General features: G+C 46.0%; 19 protein-coding genes. 2 read left to right on the forward strand and 17 right to left on the reverse strand.

Annotation, left to right across the window (positions count from 1 at the left end; all coding sequences use genetic code 11):
- Nucleotides 1-17: 17 nt before the first annotated feature.
- On the reverse strand, nucleotides 18-1,124 hold the full coding sequence (locus tag MKY28_RS18760; RefSeq protein WP_017689987.1) for a deoxyribonuclease IV: 1,107 nt from the start codon (nucleotides 1,122-1,124) through the stop codon (nucleotides 18-20).
- 170 nt (nucleotides 1,125-1,294) lie between these two features.
- Between MKY28_RS18760 and MKY28_RS18765 the strand changes: the two genes are divergently transcribed.
- Both MKY28_RS18765 and MKY28_RS18770 read left to right on the forward strand, forming a co-directional pair.
- Nucleotides 1,295-1,762 (forward strand): DUF2621 domain-containing protein, encoded by a 468-nt coding sequence (locus MKY28_RS18765; protein WP_036610792.1) that lies wholly within the window; start codon nucleotides 1,295-1,297, stop codon nucleotides 1,760-1,762.
- Between the two features lie 159 nt (nucleotides 1,763-1,921).
- The gene (locus MKY28_RS18770) at nucleotides 1,922-2,833 is read left to right on the forward strand and encodes a TIGR01777 family oxidoreductase (protein ID WP_340936631.1); all 912 of its coding nucleotides are present in this window, start codon (nucleotides 1,922-1,924) and stop codon (nucleotides 2,831-2,833) included.
- Between the two features lie 12 nt (nucleotides 2,834-2,845).
- Here MKY28_RS18770 and MKY28_RS18775 read toward each other — a convergent pair whose 3' ends face one another.
- From MKY28_RS18775 to MKY28_RS18850, 16 genes are all read right to left on the reverse strand, one after another.
- Nucleotides 2,846-4,573, reverse strand: coding sequence for a DUF6382 domain-containing protein (locus tag MKY28_RS18775; RefSeq protein ID WP_340936633.1), 1,728 nt, complete (start codon nucleotides 4,571-4,573; stop codon nucleotides 2,846-2,848).
- A 94-nt stretch (nucleotides 4,574-4,667) separates the two neighbouring features.
- Complete coding sequence (locus tag MKY28_RS18780; RefSeq protein WP_340936634.1) at nucleotides 4,668-5,183, reverse strand: A24 family peptidase; 516 nt, start codon at nucleotides 5,181-5,183, stop codon at nucleotides 4,668-4,670.
- An 11-nt stretch (nucleotides 5,184-5,194) separates the two neighbouring features.
- On the reverse strand, nucleotides 5,195-6,226 hold the full coding sequence (locus MKY28_RS18785; RefSeq protein ID WP_100529929.1) for a hypothetical protein: 1,032 nt from the start codon (nucleotides 6,224-6,226) through the stop codon (nucleotides 5,195-5,197).
- Between the two features lie 29 nt (nucleotides 6,227-6,255).
- Nucleotides 6,256-8,373: a hypothetical protein gene (locus MKY28_RS18790; RefSeq protein WP_340936635.1), complete on the reverse strand. Its 2,118-nt coding sequence runs from the start codon at nucleotides 8,371-8,373 to the stop codon at nucleotides 6,256-6,258.
- A gap of 91 nt (nucleotides 8,374-8,464) precedes the next feature.
- Entirely contained in the window at nucleotides 8,465-9,139 is a 675-nt protein-coding gene (locus tag MKY28_RS18795; RefSeq protein ID WP_253506418.1) for a TadE/TadG family type IV pilus assembly protein, read from the reverse strand.
- The gene (locus MKY28_RS18800; protein ID WP_036669085.1) at nucleotides 9,123-9,311 is read right to left on the reverse strand and encodes a Flp1 family type IVb pilin; all 189 of its coding nucleotides are present in this window, start codon (nucleotides 9,309-9,311) and stop codon (nucleotides 9,123-9,125) included. The genes MKY28_RS18795 and MKY28_RS18800 overlap by 17 nt, the downstream gene beginning before the upstream one ends.
- Nucleotides 9,312-9,322: 11 nt before the next feature.
- Nucleotides 9,323-10,192 carry a type II secretion system F family protein gene (locus MKY28_RS18805; protein ID WP_047842033.1) on the reverse strand — a complete coding sequence of 290 codons (870 nt, stop codon included), beginning with the start codon at nucleotides 10,190-10,192 and terminating at the stop codon, nucleotides 9,323-9,325.
- A 12-nt stretch (nucleotides 10,193-10,204) separates the two neighbouring features.
- On the reverse strand, nucleotides 10,205-10,948 hold the full coding sequence (locus MKY28_RS18810) for a type II secretion system F family protein (RefSeq protein ID WP_076251735.1): 744 nt from the start codon (nucleotides 10,946-10,948) through the stop codon (nucleotides 10,205-10,207).
- A gap of 40 nt (nucleotides 10,949-10,988) precedes the next feature.
- A complete protein-coding gene (locus MKY28_RS18815) occupies nucleotides 10,989-12,293 on the reverse strand; it encodes a CpaF family protein (RefSeq protein ID WP_253509417.1) in 1,305 nt (434 codons plus the stop codon).
- Nucleotides 12,290-13,507 carry a nucleotide-binding protein gene (locus MKY28_RS18820; protein WP_340936636.1) on the reverse strand — a complete coding sequence of 406 codons (1,218 nt, stop codon included), beginning with the start codon at nucleotides 13,505-13,507 and terminating at the stop codon, nucleotides 12,290-12,292. The genes MKY28_RS18815 and MKY28_RS18820 overlap by 4 nt, the downstream gene beginning before the upstream one ends.
- A 160-nt stretch (nucleotides 13,508-13,667) precedes the next feature.
- On the reverse strand, nucleotides 13,668-14,051 hold the full coding sequence (locus tag MKY28_RS18825) for a VOC family protein (protein ID WP_036610809.1): 384 nt from the start codon (nucleotides 14,049-14,051) through the stop codon (nucleotides 13,668-13,670).
- A 210-nt stretch (nucleotides 14,052-14,261) separates the two neighbouring features.
- Nucleotides 14,262-15,125 (reverse strand): DUF6612 family protein, encoded by an 864-nt coding sequence (locus MKY28_RS18830; protein ID WP_036669080.1) that lies wholly within the window; start codon nucleotides 15,123-15,125, stop codon nucleotides 14,262-14,264.
- Nucleotides 15,126-15,224: 99 nt separating this feature from the next.
- Entirely contained in the window at nucleotides 15,225-15,647 is a 423-nt protein-coding gene (locus tag MKY28_RS18835; protein WP_036610812.1) for a thiol-disulfide oxidoreductase DCC family protein, read from the reverse strand.
- A 187-nt stretch (nucleotides 15,648-15,834) separates the two neighbouring features.
- Nucleotides 15,835-16,113, reverse strand: a complete 279-nt coding sequence (locus tag MKY28_RS18840; RefSeq protein WP_036610814.1) for a hypothetical protein — start codon at nucleotides 16,111-16,113, stop codon at nucleotides 15,835-15,837.
- 99 nt (nucleotides 16,114-16,212) lie between these two features.
- Complete coding sequence (locus MKY28_RS18845) at nucleotides 16,213-16,458, reverse strand: zinc ribbon domain-containing protein (RefSeq protein WP_036610816.1); 246 nt, start codon at nucleotides 16,456-16,458, stop codon at nucleotides 16,213-16,215.
- A gap of 210 nt (nucleotides 16,459-16,668) precedes the next feature.
- Nucleotides 16,669-17,088 (reverse strand): organic hydroperoxide resistance protein, encoded by a 420-nt coding sequence (locus MKY28_RS18850; protein ID WP_036610819.1) that lies wholly within the window; start codon nucleotides 17,086-17,088, stop codon nucleotides 16,669-16,671.
- Nucleotides 17,089-17,185: the final 97 nt, after the last annotated feature.

Genomic DNA, 17,185 nt, shown 5'->3' on the forward strand with positions numbered 1-17,185 from the left:
AGCCATGACCTGCGGGATTAACCCGCAAGCCATGCAATCAAGCGATGATTCAGTTGTTCTTCATTCAAATGCGGGAACAGAGCAGCTTCAGTCACCATGTCATAGAGGCGTTCCAGCGGTTCGCGCGGATCTGCCTTTTTGGCTTTGGCATCATTTTTGAGCAACGTCCACACATCCAGAATATACGAACGAGACTCAATCTCTTTACCTTTGAAAAAGTGTTGCAACTGTTCTACTTCTGTCAGGAAATCCTGGCCGAATCGACCGGCAACATCCCCACGAAGTAGCGCAATCTCCACCTCATACATTGGACGCTGTGTCTTGGCCTCTTTACCAATCCAAGGTGTCTCTAGAATAAATGGACGTCCTTGAAGCTTCTCATGGTTGACGATTCGGTTAATCGCCTCAAACCCGATCCAGCCAGAACCAATCGGTGTATGACGGTCCTTGTGCGCACCCACAGCATTCTTACTATCATTAATATGCATTACGGCAATGCGGTCAAGTCCTACCGTACGATCGAATTGTTCCAGTACACCGTCAAAATCATTAACGATATCATATCCGGCATCATGAATGTGACATGTATCCATACACACAGTCAGGCGCTCGTTATATGTTACTTTCTCGATAATCTGAGCGATCTCTTCGAAACTGCGACCCATCTCCGTACCTTTGCCAGCCATGGTCTCCAGAGCGATGTTCACATCCGTGTCTTTCACACCCTCCAGCACTTCATTCAATCCTTCTGCGATCCTTCCGATCCCATAGTGGGCATCTTTGTCTGTAAATGCGCCGGGATGTAATACGATGTTCTTCACACCAATAGCATGTGTCCGACGAATCTCTTCCTGAAGGAAATCTACAGCCAGTCTAAACGTATTATCTTTGTATGAGCCAAGATTAACAATGTACGGTGCATGGACAACGATATCTTCCATTCCACCCTCTTGCATGGCAACCTTGCCTTCTTCAATATACATGGACTCAATTGGCTTGCGACGTGTATTCTGTGGTGCACCCGTATATATCATAAACGAACTGGAACCGTACGAGGACGCTTCCTTCGTTGCACTCAATAATCCCTTGTCCGAAAAGGACACGTGGGAGCCGATTTTCAGCATTATTGATCCCCCTTATTCTGAATTATCCCTTATTCTAACGCGATTATCGAAATAAATCTAGAAATGCGCTATAATTCGGGATAGAGGCTATTTTTGACAGCTAATATGTGGAACATGGGTAGGCGGAATCCGTCTTTCCGTGAAAATCAATGAACCGAGGTGACTCCGCAATGATTTTCGACTCCTACGCGATAATACTGAACAGCTATTCCCCCAGCAATTGGTTTATGAATACGATCGCATTCTGGACTTTTTTATTGCTAGGCAGCATGTGTATCGGTGGATTTTTCATGATGCGCAAGTTTTTGAAAGTGCTACCCAAAGCAGACGGAAAGTCCAAACTGGATTGGCAGAATTATTGGGTTGAAGCCAGCCGTCACTTGTGGACAGATGAAGCCAAAGCTTTTTTGGATCAACTTGTGGAGCCTGTGCCCGGACCATTTCGTGACATCGCCAAACATTCCATTGCTGCAGAGATCGGTAAGATTGCAGTCGAAGACAATGCCACGGAAGTATCGAGAGATCATTGCATCAAAGGATACATTATTGCCACACCGAAGCGGGATAATAAGTTTTTGGTGAAATTTTTGGAGAAAAACAAAATCGATTATTCCCCTTATCAACATTTGATTAAATAAAATAAAAGATGAGTTAAGTGGCATATAGATTTGGTTAATTAGATACAGATATGCTCCGTCAGGTAAGTTGTTCCCAACAGGCATTGCTTACCGTACGGGGCTGTTTGTCGATCCAACGGTATGTATCAGCGCAGTGAAAATACAGAGAGGATGTTTGATATGAAAATTGCCATTTGTGGAGGTACCGGATTTGTGGGAGGAGCACTTGTAGATTACTGGCTGCAAGCCGGGCACCATGTGAAAGTTATTACACGAAAACTGCCTGACTTGCATAGTCCAAGTAAAAATCTTACATATATATCGTGGGAACAAGTCGAAGAACAACCTCACTTGCTGGAATGTATGGACGCTCTCGTTAACCTTGCCGGAGAAACGCTGAATCAACGTTGGACAACCAAAGCGAAGCTGGAGATTGTTGAATCCAGAGTCACGACTGTAGCGCGGGTAGCCCGATTGGTAGAATCCCTTGAACAAAAGCCGGAAGTGGTCGTTCAGGCTTCTGCCATGGCCATCTATGGAACCTCTCCTACCGAAACCTTTGACGAGAGCAGTCCGCAAAAATCAATGAATTTCCCCTCCCGGGTCTCGGAACAATGGGAAGTTGCTGCAGATGCAATCAAAAATGTAAGACTCGTTAAAATCCGGGTGAGTCTGGTGCTTGGACATAAAAGAGGTGCTTTTCCATTGATGAAACTTCCTTATATGCTGGGTGTTGGTGGCAAGATCGGCAGTGGCAAGCAATGGACCAGCTGGATTCACATTATGGATATCGTAAGACTCATTGATTTTAGCATTCAAAATAAACAAGTGTCAGGTCCGGTCAATGCTTCCTCACCAAATCCTGTTACCAATGATGAATTCGGTCGTACGGTCGGTAAAGTGTATCATCGCCCTCACTGGTTCCCCGTACCCAGCTTCCTGATTAAAACCTTGGTCGGAGAACTATCCGTTGTCGTGCTTCAGGGGCAGAGAGTCATTCCGCAAAAAGCTCTCGACCACGGATTCCAGTTCACCTTCCCAACCTTAACCCAGGCACTGGAAGATCTGAAACACCGCGGCTTATCTGACTGATTGAACTATGCCTTATCCAACCGACCGATAAGTGTAAACAGATTCCGCAAGTGTAAATGTGTCTCCATCCGCCAATGGATACTCCTTATACGGAGCAAGAATATTGCCCTGAAGAATGGTTCCATTGACGGAACCCAGATCCTTAATCACATAGCCCGATTTGTTCCGGCTCAATTCCACATGAGCACGGGACACCCCGGTCGCTGTGTCCACCCACTGAACCATGTCTGCTGATCTTCCGATGACAAAAGATGCTCCTTGCACATCCATCCGTTCATGTTGGTCACTGCTTCCCGATCTTCGTTCAAGATAATAAGACGCCATCACCGGGCCTGCCCCTGTAACATTACTTCCACTCAGATTCTGCAAATTCACGGTTGCCTCTGCAACTGCATCCTGTCGAATTAGCTCTGAAGTTGAAGCTACCGTTTCCACATGGCGTTGAACGAACGGTGGTTCGGAGTGTTCAGATGCCATATGCAAATTTTGAAAACGGGAATGCTCGCTACCACCTTCTGAGGCGGATGCAACCGTTTGGTTTATGCGTTCCACTGGCCTTTCAGCTGCATTCCAGCGCCAACTCTCCTGAAATTGCTCCTCTTCATCATCCGTCTGCTTACCTTTGTTCTTACCTAAATTGAATGAAAAAGACCGCTTATTCTCTGAGGCATTATGAGGGCTTCCTTTACGCTTCCACGTCCATCCTGCTACACCAAGCAAGCCAAGGCTGAGTACCATACACAGGATCATCTGCGTCTGTCCCGGTTGCTCCATGTAAATAAATCTCCATACCAATGCCATGGCAACCATACAGCCCAATATGATATAAGTTACTTTGGAAGATCCGGGCTTTTCCTCCACTTCCATATCAACACGCTCTAGCGAATCATACGAGTTACTTCCTTTCTTATCCATACCGTTTGAACTCTCTAATGGAACTTGCTCAGGTGAGCGCCTGCCTGGAAAGGTTCGAGATCTCACCGGAATGTCTTCAACCTCGAATTCACTTGTTTTCTGCGGCTGACGGAAATTTAGTTGCGGCCCCACAGGAGCATTTTGAACGGGAGCACCAAGTTGATATGGCCGAGAAGTACCAGTGGCTAGCCTGCTATCTCGCTCAGAAATCGACGAATGAAGATCACCTCTTGAATCATTGGGTGTGTCCAAAGTTCTGGACGAGAGAAATGCTGCGCCTCCTCCATTCTCTTGCTCGTCAGCGTATAACTCCAGCAGAAGCTCGCGCAACTGTCTGATATCCCAGCGTTCGTTGTCACATAACTGCAGAACACGCTGAATGCCTTCTCCCTGCAGTTCCTGTACATGTGCCATCAGCCTGATCACTAGCTCACGGAATTGCTGAGGCGTTGGATCAACTTCAACTGTATCCATGATTGGAACATATACTATCCCAAGCTCACCCTGTTCGAATGAACCGTTAATGAACAAAGACTCTTCCTGGATCAATAATTTACGAGGCTCCAACATATACTGTCGGCATTCCGTGAAGGCATCGGCTAGTTGGAACAACAAACCATACAGAACACGCAATTTGATTTTGCTTGACTTTAACATCTGGGATAACATCTTGTACCCTGATATGTCGTACTGCAATGTTACATTTCGATCGACTTCCCGAATATGAACAGGAAGAAGTCGCGGAATCTGATTGGAGGACAACATCCCCATCTGTACACGGCTCAATTCCTCCATTCGTAACCCGTCTGCTTTCTCCAAAACCATGAAAGCCCCACCATTACGAATAAAATCTCTCGTTAGTCCATACATGCCAATCCTCTCTTTCCATTGTTATTTTCAAATTTCTCGACTCCTTCAGTTAAGGGAACAGTCCCGGGATAAAGACCGTGATAAACCCGGGCAATACGGCCAGCATAAACGGAAACTTTAATGTCTTCTCTTTGTTTACCAGCTTGAGCGAACCGAGCATAAAAAAACCTGCAAGACTACCTGCCATGCCTCGAATTCTCTTCGCTGAATCTTTACGGAATAGAAGTATCACTAGACCAATTGCGCCCGCGTACAAAACGGAGTAAATAATGACATGAATGCCAAAAGCAAGTCCCGTCCATGCGCCAATCCCACCAAACAATTTCACATCTCCTGCCCCTACGGCTCCAATCGCATACATCAGAAACAAAATGCCAAAACCTGCTGCAAATCCAGCGGCTGAAAACAAGAAACCATCCCAACCTCCCCATATGATATGGGCCAATACGCCAGCAACAGTCACGGGTAAAGTCAATCGATTTGGAATTTTCATTGAACGAATATCTGTAATAAAAGCTGCAATGACGTATATGCCACAGGCAATGTAAAACCATTCCACCTCCATCATCTCCTCACTTATTTTCTGGAGGCCACGTTAAACGTAGTCTCCGTCTTGGCACCGTCCCCTGTCTCGACAACAAAACTCCAAGTCCCTTCTGTTGTCCGAGTACCAACAAACCAGTTCCATTCAATAATTCCATTCTCATCTGCGGTGGCCCAGCCGATGTGCTTCGCAGAACTTTCACCTGACTTGTAAAATATCGTTAAGTTGGCTGTCGCTCCTGGTTCTACCTTCACCTTGATCGTTGCATTGTTGCCTATGTATGCCGGGTCAGGCTTCGACAGTACCGTTGCTGAACCCGCAGTATCCCCGTCTCCTGCGCTGCCATCTGATCCTTCTCCGGTATCTCCAATCCATACCCGTTCTGCCGCAGCAGCCTGAATCCGAAGTGGTTTACTGAGAAAGGGGACTTTTATAGGCAATTCATAACTCAGTTCAAGTCGGAAATATGGATTTGTTTTGTTTTTGAGATCTGGTATCGAAATACCATTCACATGAACACGTTCCATATTAAGCAGCGTTGGCTCGATAAAAGGTTGAAGCAGCGGTTTTACCGTGGGATCAAGTACGGTTTCCAAGACGGATGTTTTGATCTCCTGTAGTGGCTGTTCACCACTGGCCGCCGCTGAACGTACCCAATCACTTAAAGGCTCGGGTAGAGAAGAAGCATAACCTTCTGCCCATTCCGTCAGTGATAACTCTGGTATTTTCCAACCCCCTCCTGAACCTTCTCCGCCAGCAGAATCAGAAGGTGTGAATGCAAGGGAAACGGGATATATTTTCGTTGATAATTGCTTTACTGCTTCCCCTGCCGTGCTCTGTAGCGCTGTGGAGATTAGAGTCATTTGCACTATGAAGATGAGAAACATGATAAAGAATAGAAAGACAGGTAACACCAGTGAAGCTTCCAGAACCATGCTACCCTGTTCCTTTTTTGGAGAACATATCTGCTTTTTGAGAGACTTCAAACGCTGCAATCTGATTATTCTTGTTAAACGAATCTGCTTTTGTGCGCTTTCTTTTTCATAATGTTGCTGCTTATCCATAATCCCTCCACCGAAACGATCCTAATTATTCAATAGGAATAATCCGCCTTCCGCTCAATGAAAAATCGCCCATCTTCAACTTGGTCCGCACTACCCATAACTGCACCTATGCTTCTAACCACCCCTGGTAAAAACCACAGCTTGATGCTACTACGCATGTTACCCGAAGCATACGTCTGTTTTTCATCTGGATTCACACCAGTATTCAATCGAATTAGCGCCAGCATTCTGGACATTTTGCGTTCATTGTTACTATGCATCAATAGGAACAATCGGAGATGGTCCCTGTACGTCAGTTTGACTTTGATATACTTGGACAATTCCACACTGCCCTCTTTTGCTAGTTTCATCATATCCGCGATGGCGTTTGTAATCCCGTATAAGATTGCCGCCGATAATACCAGAAGTGGGTTCCCAAGCTTGCTGTGCTCAATTAACCCTTCTGCCGTCCGAATAGCCAGCCGCATCCCAAATATCTCCGCATATGCCGCAGCGATATTACCCGAAGGATTATGAAACCCGTAGACGATATACTCCAGTTCCTGATTCTCCAGTTTGAAAACATCACCAGCATCTCCATCACCTTCAGTCCAGGTAAATAACTGACCAAAATCCATGGAGTTGAAATAGGCTAAAGCATATTCATTCTGAAACAATTCGTCGCCAAGACTGTCCAGCAGACCGGACATCCCGCCAAACAAACTATCCATCCCCTTCATGGCATCGCCACCAGAGTCATAGGGATCTCCAGCAATCTCTGCCTTTTTGGCTTCCTCACGACTAGCCTCGTTAAAAGCAATATTAGCGTTGTAATATTCCTCCAACTGTTTGAAAGCGTCCATGGAACCCGAGCTTCCATTCTGAATCTGCGACAAGATTCGTTTGACTTCCTTCAATTTCCCTTTGGATTCTTTGTCATTTGCTTTGCGCTGGGCATCCGACCCACGACCACTCTCCAGCTGCTGTTTACTCTGTTGGATGAGATTGGCAGGACCACTACGTACATAGGTGTCCATATATCGTTCCGTAACCTGACTTGCCTGTCTGACCGCCGGTTTAATCGGAACACCGCTCATGGCCGTGACACTGCGAAGCTGTGTATTCAATTCCATGTTGTCTCTTCTGACGTTAGAGAAGTCCGAATTCTGGGAAACAACCCGTGCCTTCAACTGATCAAATAGGCTATCTGCCCTCACAAGCTCCGAAGCAAGAGAACGTGTGCTTTTAGCTTCACTGCCTGATCCAGTAGATGCAGGACTCGTCCCAGGCAAATTCGAGTTGCCGACGTTGTCATAGCTCGCATTCTGCGAACGGTTCTCCCCCTCCGCGATCACACGTTTCATTTCCTCATTGATCTTGCGCGCTTCTTCGATTTTGGACTGTGCTTCCTCCATCTTCGTTTGATGGGCCTGTAACGCGGGTTGTATGATCATGCTGATGCCTGTCACCACATTACCAACACCAGTCCGATAACGAGCCAGTTCCAATATGTATTGTTGCTCTCTAAACGGCAGTCCCTCATCTGCCTGTTTCTTGTTCAGATAATCTGCATAACGTGCAGCTGCCTCGGCAGCTGTCTCTGGTGTATCTTCCAGCATCTCTTCATAGATGGCCTGTGAAGGCGGGTCCATGATCAACTTTGGAAGATTCTTCAGTTTCTCCGCGGATTCCGTCTGATTGGCAATGGCTTCATCCAGTAATTCTTCACGTTTGTCATATAACTTCTGTAATTTTTTCAGCAAGTCTACCGTGTGCGCGGCTTCCTTCATCTCATCCGATATCGGTTTGAACCGATTGATCACTTCAAGGGTAAAATCAACCGGAGCCCGATACTTCATATCCTCCTGAATCTGGCGATTAAATATATCGTATCTGCCCAGTTCAAGCTCCATGCTCAGCGAAGTTGTATCCCACTGGATATCCAGAATGGGGAATCCATCTTTTACAGCTGAAGGCTTCACGCTATCATTCAACACTTTAGCCATAATTGCATCCCCACTGCTGTCCCCATACCCGAATAAACCATACTCCCGGAGTGATGTGTCATAGGCTGACATGACGGATCTCATCGCAGCATGAGTCATGCGTTCGGTCTGCACCTTGAATGCCGCTATACGAGCGTAATCAATAAATATTGCGACAAACATATAAACTCCGGCCAATATTAATATTAAAAAAAGGGTTACGGCTCCCGACTCACCGTCTTTTTTTCTAAACAGCTCCGCCCTCCTCCTTTTCTCACTTTTTGCTTTTGCCAAAATGCTGCACAACCTGTCCGGCTTCTGCCGCTGTACTGGTCGCCGCACTGCCTTTCCCTTTAAACTTGGCTGCATAATACCGGATTAAATCTACCGTTCGAATGAATTCAACCGGTTCAACAACTGCGGACGATCCTTGAGTGAGGACACGGTTACCTGAATCGAACAAAAAAGAAGGAAGAGGCAAAGATATTACTTGTTCCAGCTTGGTTGTTACTTTCCGCTGAATCAGAGAATTCTGATACTCAATCGTTCCTTTCATAGCTGAGGGTATATGTTGCACCGCTTGTGCTAATTTCTGTTCCGAGAGATTGCCGCCTTCACCAGCAGGTATAGAAACGCTAACCTGATTATCCGCTCCCGCCCAGCCAAACAGCGCGCCAAGCATACGATCGTCCGTCAGTCTCCAGTACAGATTGTCATGTTCTCCAGCGACAAATTCACCTGTCATCGCCTGTTTGTGGCTGTTGTCCCAGCTATAGGCTGCACGTTCCGAAGCTGCATAAGCATGTTGATTCAGGAATGTCTTTTGATACATGTACATGGTAAAGAAGAGCAACAACACAAGAATAAACAGCACAACAGGGAAGATCAGGGAAGCTTCAACGGTGAAGCTCCCTTCTTCCTTTTTGAACTTGTTATTCGAAAAATTCATTACTTTTATTACTCACATTAGTTAACAGTCTCTCTACCAACGTCTTAATTTGGTTTTTAAAAATCAAAGCAATAATGATAATAACCCCGATAATCAGAATCAGTTCCAACGTGCCGAGTCCGTCCTCTTCTTTCCAAAATGCGCTTACCTTGTTTTTTAACACTTCCATCATCCCAATTCCTCCTACATATTCATCATCATAAAAGCAGGTGCCCCGATCATGACCACAATCGTAAAAAAGATCAGTACCATTGGAAACACCAGTTTGGAAGAAGCCTGTTCTCCCTTCGCCCGACTGACAGCCTTGCGTTTCTCCCACAACACATGTGACAGATCCCGCAGCGCCAATACAAAGTCACCTCCCCCACGTCGGAAATTCAGCAGCACTGTTGTCGTAAAAATCGTCACTTCCTGTACGCCGCAGCGACGACTGAACTGTTCAAATGATTGTTGAAAAGAGTAACCATTATTCCAATCCCCCACCGTCTTTCTGAGTTCGTTGTACAACGGATGATTCCGTTCCCCCTGGCTTGTCACACAGTGAACGATGGCACGTTGCACGGTCTCCCCTGCGCCAACCAGCAGTACAATTCGGTTCAGTAGCTCAGGCAGTTCCATAAGAATATCCTGGTCTCTTCGCTGCACCTTTGTATTGAGGTCTTTGTAGAGCGCAAAAGGCAACGCTGCACCAAGCGCGAGCCCACCCACCATACCTCCGATGCCCATATCTCCAACGAGTGATAACAGGCAGCCCACCAGCAGCATGAGCCACGTGTAGGTCAACATCTCGGCGCAATACAGCATCGTTTTCTCTCCACTGTGCTGTATGCCGTACATTTTCTGAATGGCATGTTGCATTCGAAACATGAGCACTGGCAATCTGCGTCCAATCTCGAACTTGTCCAATATAAACAGGAAGGGACCATGCAATTTTTTCAGTCGTAATCCTTCCATATCCAGCTTGCGCAGATGCCGGTAGGTCTGCCCCCGGGTTCGATCCAGCACCAGCCATCCCGCTCCGAGCATCCCTGCGACTATAACGGGAAGCAGCATCGTTTCAGCTCCTTATACTTTGATATCCATAATGCGATTAATCCACATATAACAGCAGGCGAGTACTACCAATGCTCCACTAGAGATGAGGTACCCCATCCCGCTATATAACGGCTCCATAAAGTCCTTGGCGGTCAGATTGAGGAATATCAGAAAAATAAATGGAGCGGCAAACATCACCTTTGATTCGAACTTTTTCTGCGATACCGCGACCATAATATCCTGCTGAATATCCAGCTTCTCACCAATCACCGCAGAGGTACGACGCACAACCTCAACCAGATCCCCGCCAGTTCGTTTGCACGTAATGAACACATCTGCAAAGTTCGTAATATCTTCAATCTGCGCCCGATCCGAAAAATCCTGTAGTGCCTCTTCAATTGGTTGTCCATACTCCATCCGTGTCCGCAATATCGTGAACTCACGAATCAGATCGGTATCCGCTTCCGGGTTCAACATCCGCAGATCCTCCACGGATTCCTTGAATCCATTTTCCACCGATTTTCCTGCGGCCAGTGCCGAAGATAATGCATATAACGCTTGCTTAAAATGTAAACTGAGTGTCATTCTTCTTCGTTCCAACAGCACTTTAGTCCAATGTTTTGGTACCCATATGCAACCCGCAGCCAGGATCGCTCCAGCCAACCAGTGATGGTAGAACAGAATTCCGATGCCAAAAAACAGCAGACCACTAATCAGCATACAGACCATTCGTTGTCTCCGGGAAAGCGTATATACGGTGTAATCCGTCAACATCTGTCTGGCTTCACCCAACAGTAATCACCTTCCAATGGCTTTAATTCACGTTGTTATCTGATGAATCTATTCCAACACTATATTGTTCTATGTATTCATCCAGCCATTCCCCGAGCCCAGCCATCTGAATTTTATCCACCTGATTCAACTTTCCAACCTGCACTAACCCGCCAATAATTTTGCCTTCACGCTCTTCTTGTTCCTGGAAACGAAACAGTGGATTCAGCATAACCTCACCGTCCTGCATGCCAATCACTTCACTAATCTCTGTCACCCGCCGTGAGCGGTCTCGTAGCCGGGACAGATGTACAAAAATATCGATTGCTGAACTAATCTGCTGCCTTACAACCGCAATAGGAAGATCCGCACCGCTAAGCACCATCGTTTCGAGTCTGCTGATCATGTCCGAGATGGTATTGGCGTGCCCAGTTGATAAGCTTCCATCATGTCCTGTGTTCATGGCCTGTAACATATCCAGCGCTTCTGCGCCCCTGACTTCCCCAATCACAATCCGGTTCGGACGCATCCGTAAGGAAGATTTGATCAGATCCCGAATAGATATCTGTCCCTTGCCTTCGGTGTTTGCATTCCGCGTTTCCAGTGATACCAGATTGGGTACCGTAACAATCTGTAACTCAGCCGAATCCTCAATGGTAATAATCCGCTCATCGGCAGGGATGAACTGTGATAATGCGTTCAGAAAGGTCGTTTTTCCCGATCCGGTCCCACCTCCAATGAAGATGTTGTATTTGCTCCGTACCAACTGCTGCAATAATTCTGCCGCTTCTTCATGCAGGGCTCCCTTTTCAATCAGATCGGACATCTTCATCGGTTCACTGGGAAATTTACGAATCGTCATCGTGGGGCCTTTCAAAGCAATAGGCGGCAACACGATATTGACCCGGGAACCATCCTTTAAACGGGCATCTACGATTGGAGAAGACTCATTCACAATCCGGTTTACCCCGGACACAATCATCTGGATAATATCCTCGAGCCGTTCTCTTGACTCAAATTCAAGGGTGATCTGGCTGACTTCACCTTCCTGTTCCACAAAAATCTCCTTGTGACTATTGATCATAATCTCCGTAATATCGGGATGATCCACAAGTGGCTGCAAAATATCCAATCCACGAAAGGAGTCAAATAATCGCTGTACCAGCGTATGACGCTCTCCTGAGGTCAGATCATCCAGCTTCGGGTCAGTAAGAACTTTGCGTTCTATCCCCTGCCACAGTTCATCATCTCCTGCGGAAGAGGTTAAATCGAGGCCAGCCCTGACTTCCCTGCGCATCATCTGAAACTGTTCTTCACGATCCAGTATTCTATTGGATGAATCCGTCATAGTGCCCACCGATCCTGCTTCTGAATTCGTCCCGTCTGCTTCAATTCTTCTTCGCCATCTTGTACCAGCATGGCACATAATCTCTTCACTTCACGTTGGAAGATCGGAGAACTAAGCATGACTTCCTCCTGACTGAGTTGCTTCCAAGAAGGAATATAGGGCAACACTGCATCCAGATGCAGATCAGGGCGTGGGAGTACATTGACGACATTGTCCCGATATTTGTTAACTACAAAGCGTGAACGCTCGAGCATACTTTCATACAAATCTGGCTTCGTACGCACAGCATGCTGTAACCATTGTCCCCAACGATGCATGGCAGATATATCATCCTCAACCAGCCAGACAAATGCATCTGCAGTATCCAACACCCCTTCACTGCGCCCATCCCAACCGGAATCCCCATCCAGAATCAACACGTCATACTGTCCACAATCCGTTAAATAACGAAGCAGATTCGACGTATCCTCACGAGTCATTTGCAACAGTTCTTTCCGATTCGATAATGGCCAGAACACATCGGATTTCAACGCTTCATGCCGGACCACATATCCATCTACGCCCTTCGATTGTACCTGTAACTGCTTGCCGGATTCCTTCCTGCCCACCTTCAGATCGTATAACAGGCGGGACAATCCCGTCTCCGCATCCGGGTGACGCTGCCCACTTCTAGTTAGTCCCTTTTCCAGAAACGGGAGCGTACTGTCCAGCGTCTCCAGATTCAGATAGAGAACAGCATAACCTGCAAGTCCCAATTGCTTCGCCATATGCAGGGCCACTGCCGTTTTGCCACTTCCACCCGAAGCGGATACTACACCGATGGAGAGAGTCTCTTGCCCTGGATGGTGAACCTTCTTACGGCGCGGCTGCCGGCAAGCATGCATCACAGCATCCAGCAAAGCAGGCAAGGGTTGATATTTCATCAGCCGCTTGGCCTCATCCACCTCCTCCATCCCTTCACTAAGCATTAGCCAAGGTACACCTGATACTTCTCCCCCGTTATTCAGCCAGTCATTCAGAAACTCCGGTTCCGCAATAACCAGATCCGGTAATTCCCGACCTTCTTGCTCTTTCATGTGATCCCTGAACGAATCCTCTTGGGAGAATGCCGTGAAACGCACATGAAGACCAGATGAATTTCCCTGTACATAATCAAGCCAGGCGCTAATGTAATCTCTATCCTTTGAAACCAGAACAACCTTCAGTACAATCAATTTCTCCTTCCCTCCCTGTCAAAAAGCACAAAAAAGCACCGTCCAATAACCGCATGAATATGCAGTATATGGACGGTGCTTCCGTCACGTGCTATGAATGTATGGATAATATAGCATACAATTTCTGGGGGAGCAAGGGATTTATTCTAACCCTTTTTCCTTAAGAGTTGTACGGTGAATCGAACTCAATAATGTTACGGTCCGGATCAAGTACAAAAATCTGCGCGAATCCAGCTACACTGTCAGGTCTCGCTTCATACTCAATTCCCTGCTGCTCCAGCCAGGCTATAGTCTCTGAATAACTGGTGACCCAGATCGCAAAGTGACCGTCTGTAGTATCAATCCCAGCCTCACGTAACGTGTGACCCTCTGGGTGCTGAAGCAGATGAAGCTGCTGGCTGCCGATAGCGTACCATGTACCCGTGGAGCGGAAGGCTGGACGTTCAATCTCCTGCATGCCCAGTAACCCCGAGTAGAACTTCTTCGCGATTTCCAGATCACGTACAGCCAGACTAACATGGTGGATGTGTGCATATTCAATCATCTTTTATATCCCCCTCTCTACTTCAATATGACTATACTATAACACCTTGAACCCTGACCATAATCTCCGCTAAACAGAAAAACACCCCTGATTCTAATCCGGTAAACCTCTCGGCTCACACAAATCTAGTTCAGAGGTGCCCTGCAAACGGCATACATTGATGCTCGCTTACCGCATTAAATCATCTTCAGCACATTTGGCATAACCAAATTATTTAGCGCTATCCAATGCTTCTTGTGGAATCTTGATCTCTTCCACTTGATCGTGGTTAGAAAATGTACTGTTCATCTTCATGTCCATCGTCATTTTCTGTCCATTCTGTTCCATCTCCATGACCATGTTTACATCCGTACCTGCAGGCAGATAGGTTTCCTTGTTAATCATATATTTCATCTTCATGCTTGTAATATTCATTTGTTCAAGCATCGCTTGGGTCTGGGCATTCGATCCGTTTTGCTCCATCACGGCTTTGGCCAGTTCCTTTACGTTATCACCAGATACATTAGCGTTAATGACATAATTGTCGCCATCTTCTGTAACTTCGGTGTCTTCCTCAATCTTTTTGAACTGATCCAATTCACCTTCTGGATTCATGCTTGCTTTCATCTGCTCCACCAATTCTTTGGTTTGAGCTTCAGGAATTTTAACCCATTGTTCTCCCACTTGTGAATAGATCGTATCTGAAGTGATGTATTGCTTTACATTCTGCGCTTCCTGCCCAGACATTTCCATTTTCATCTCTTGGTAGATCATCATTGGATCTTTGATGATATCCATTTTGAGCGATGTTTTAACCTGTTGATCCTGTGACTGTTCACCAGCATCCAGTTTCAGATTCTGATCAATGTTTGCTTCAGTTGTGAAGCTTTTCATTTCTTTGGTTGCTGCATTCGTTTTGGTAATCAACTCATCCAGGGTAGGGATCTTTGTTTCCTGCTCCGCAGGTGTATTACCCTCGTTAGATGTTTCATTGTTGGTCGCTGGCGGCGTTGCCGTGTTGTCTGTGTCGTTTCCGCATGCTGCCAAGCTTACTGCTAATAATGCCCCGATAATTAATGTAGTCCACTTCTTCAAGTTGTTTTCCTCCCAAAATAGATATGATCTGTAGTCATTACCCAATTATTTCCGCTATTAATCATCAAATTTGGATACAATGTGTCGCACGAGACTTTTTCACAGAAATCGATCTTTGATCTCCGGTGTAGGCAACATACACGCTTCATCCTTGCCAAACCAGCGATAACGGTTGCGAGCAACCCAGTTATAGACCGCATTACGAATGAATTTCGGTATGATGATGAACACATATAACAACGGATAAGGAAATTTTAGACCTTTGGCCAATCTCAGTGCGGCGGTTGAACGTGTATAGTATTTTCCATTTTCAATCAGCACAAAGGTGTCCATACTGTCTGTCGACAAATTGCCCTTCGCCAGCAGTTCCTTGGCTACATCCGATTGAAGCGATGCAAAATGATATTTCCCTTCCGGATCACGCTTGATAATCCATTTGGTTAAGCCCTGGCAGAAGTGACAGACGCCATCCACCAGTACGATGGGATGTCCCTGATGCACATCTGTTTGATTTGCTGTCATATCGGCTGCCTCCTATTGTTGCGGTTAGAGTAACTTACCCAATCTGGGCCATCTTGTTCACTAATTCTAAATTTATTTCTAGAAGTAGTTCAAAAAGAATGAACACCGCTCTTTTTGAACACGCATTAATGGGAAATAAAAGAAAAAGAGCGCAGGCATTGTGCCCACGCTCGTATCTGTCCAACAATTATTCCGTAACTGCCTTTTCCATCCATTGGTCATCGATCATCTGTTGATGCAGGTCACTTGCCCACTGGTCCATACATTTGCAAATGAAATCTTTGCGACATACTGGACAAGGCGTTTTCTGCAGACGGCTGATATTGGTCATCTTCCATTCAGGGGAACGGGTGTAGAATACACGGCATTTTGTACCGTCTACCAAATTCATTTTGAATTCATACAATCCGTCTTCCTTGTTACCATAAGCTAATTCTAAATCTGCAATACGCGGTCTATAAGACATGGATATCACCTGTTTAATTCAAATTTGGTTCATGCAATGACACTACTCAGTACTAAGTTATATTAAAGAAAATTCAGATCAATGTCAACTCGCGCATGTCTACCCGCCAAACAGAATATCCAGAATCGTCCCTACCTGTCCCTGTTTTTTCCCTTTCAAGACATCCGGATCAAATACTTCAACATACCCGCAGGAAGCACAAGCCACGAACAAGTAGTGATTATGCTGTATATCAAACATCTTGCTCAGGCCTGCTCCTGACATGGAAACTTCCTTAATGTTACAATCCGTGCCCCTGCATTTTGTACACACAAATCGCCGCTCGATCATCTCTTCAATACTCATCTTCGTTCCCCCTTTATGGAATGTGTAGCATGAAGTGAGAGTGCAATTATGTAAAATAGTACGCGATCTGGCATCTAATCTCCTGCATCATGTCCTTATATGATAATCAACACAAAACCCTGCCGATTGCCAGCAGGGCTTTGTAGTCGAACATCAGGTATCTGGGATAACCTGCTCTATATGTTCCCTTTACTTACCAGGAGTCAAATCTTAAACTACGTTTAATACAACATCAATGTTGCCGCGTGTTGCTTTGGAATATGGACAGAAATCATGCGCCTTGCGGGCCAGTTCCTCTGCTTGACTGTGATCTACACCAGGCATGCTAACGTCCAGACGAACAGACAGCTGAAAACCGTCATCCGCAGGGTCTTTACCAATGGATACGTTACTTGTAACGACCACATCCTCCAATTTCACACCTGCTTTGCGTGCTACATTGGCAAGGGCACTTTCATAACATGCTCCATATCCAGCGGCAAAAAGTTGCTCAGGGTTAGTACCTTCACCACCGGAGCCACCAAGCTCTTTTGGCATTTTCAGATCATGCTTAAGCACGCCATCCGAAGAAGTCACCGAACCTGTACGTCCACCTTTAACTGTCGCTACTGCTGTATATAAAGCTTCCATTCAGAATCTCTCCCTTATCCATATAGTTTTTTACTGCCTTCCTTTCAATTTAAACTTCTGGCTCATTTTGAAACGCAATTTTGTATCTTTATCAGCT

This window comes from Paenibacillus sp. FSL R5-0473 (assembly GCF_038004565.1).
Taxonomy (GTDB): domain Bacteria; phylum Bacillota; class Bacilli; order Paenibacillales; family Paenibacillaceae; genus Paenibacillus; species Paenibacillus amylolyticus.

What these genes read in the sequence shown, in the direction of transcription:
- MKY28_RS18760 (WP_017689987.1), bottom strand. Translation starts at nt 1,124, where the DNA reads ATGCTGAAAATCGGCTCCCACGTGTCCTTTTCGGACAAGGGATTATTG.
- MKY28_RS18765 (WP_036610792.1), top strand. Translation starts at nt 1,295, where the DNA reads ATGATTTTCGACTCCTACGCGATAATACTGAACAGCTATTCCCCCAGC.
- MKY28_RS18770 (WP_340936631.1), top strand. Translation starts at nt 1,922, where the DNA reads ATGAAAATTGCCATTTGTGGAGGTACCGGATTTGTGGGAGGAGCACTT.
- MKY28_RS18775 (WP_340936633.1), bottom strand. Translation starts at nt 4,573, where the DNA reads ATGGTTTTGGAGAAAGCAGACGGGTTACGAATGGAGGAATTGAGCCGT.
- MKY28_RS18780 (WP_340936634.1), bottom strand. Translation starts at nt 5,183, where the DNA reads ATGGAGGTGGAATGGTTTTACATTGCCTGTGGCATATACGTCATTGCA.
- MKY28_RS18785 (WP_100529929.1), bottom strand. Translation starts at nt 6,226, where the DNA reads ATGGATAAGCAGCAACATTATGAAAAAGAAAGCGCACAAAAGCAGATT.
- MKY28_RS18790 (WP_340936635.1), bottom strand. Translation starts at nt 8,373, where the DNA reads ATGTTTGTCGCAATATTTATTGATTACGCTCGTATAGCGGCATTCAAG.
- MKY28_RS18795 (WP_253506418.1), bottom strand. Translation starts at nt 9,139, where the DNA reads ATGAATTTTTCGAATAACAAGTTCAAAAAGGAAGAAGGGAGCTTCACC.
- MKY28_RS18800 (WP_036669085.1), bottom strand. Translation starts at nt 9,311, where the DNA reads ATGATGGAAGTGTTAAAAAACAAGGTAAGCGCATTTTGGAAAGAAGAG.
- MKY28_RS18805 (WP_047842033.1), bottom strand. Translation starts at nt 10,192, where the DNA reads ATGCTGCTTCCCGTTATAGTCGCAGGGATGCTCGGAGCGGGATGGCTG.
- MKY28_RS18810 (WP_076251735.1), bottom strand. Translation starts at nt 10,948, where the DNA reads ATGTTGACGGATTACACCGTATATACGCTTTCCCGGAGACAACGAATG.
- MKY28_RS18815 (WP_253509417.1), bottom strand. Translation starts at nt 12,293, where the DNA reads ATGACGGATTCATCCAATAGAATACTGGATCGTGAAGAACAGTTTCAG.
- MKY28_RS18825 (WP_036610809.1), bottom strand. Translation starts at nt 14,051, where the DNA reads ATGATTGAATATGCACACATCCACCATGTTAGTCTGGCTGTACGTGAT.
- MKY28_RS18835 (WP_036610812.1), bottom strand. Translation starts at nt 15,647, where the DNA reads ATGACAGCAAATCAAACAGATGTGCATCAGGGACATCCCATCGTACTG.
- MKY28_RS18840 (WP_036610814.1), bottom strand. Translation starts at nt 16,113, where the DNA reads ATGTCTTATAGACCGCGTATTGCAGATTTAGAATTAGCTTATGGTAAC.
- MKY28_RS18845 (WP_036610816.1), bottom strand. Translation starts at nt 16,458, where the DNA reads ATGAGTATTGAAGAGATGATCGAGCGGCGATTTGTGTGTACAAAATGC.
- MKY28_RS18850 (WP_036610819.1), bottom strand. Translation starts at nt 17,088, where the DNA reads ATGGAAGCTTTATATACAGCAGTAGCGACAGTTAAAGGTGGACGTACA.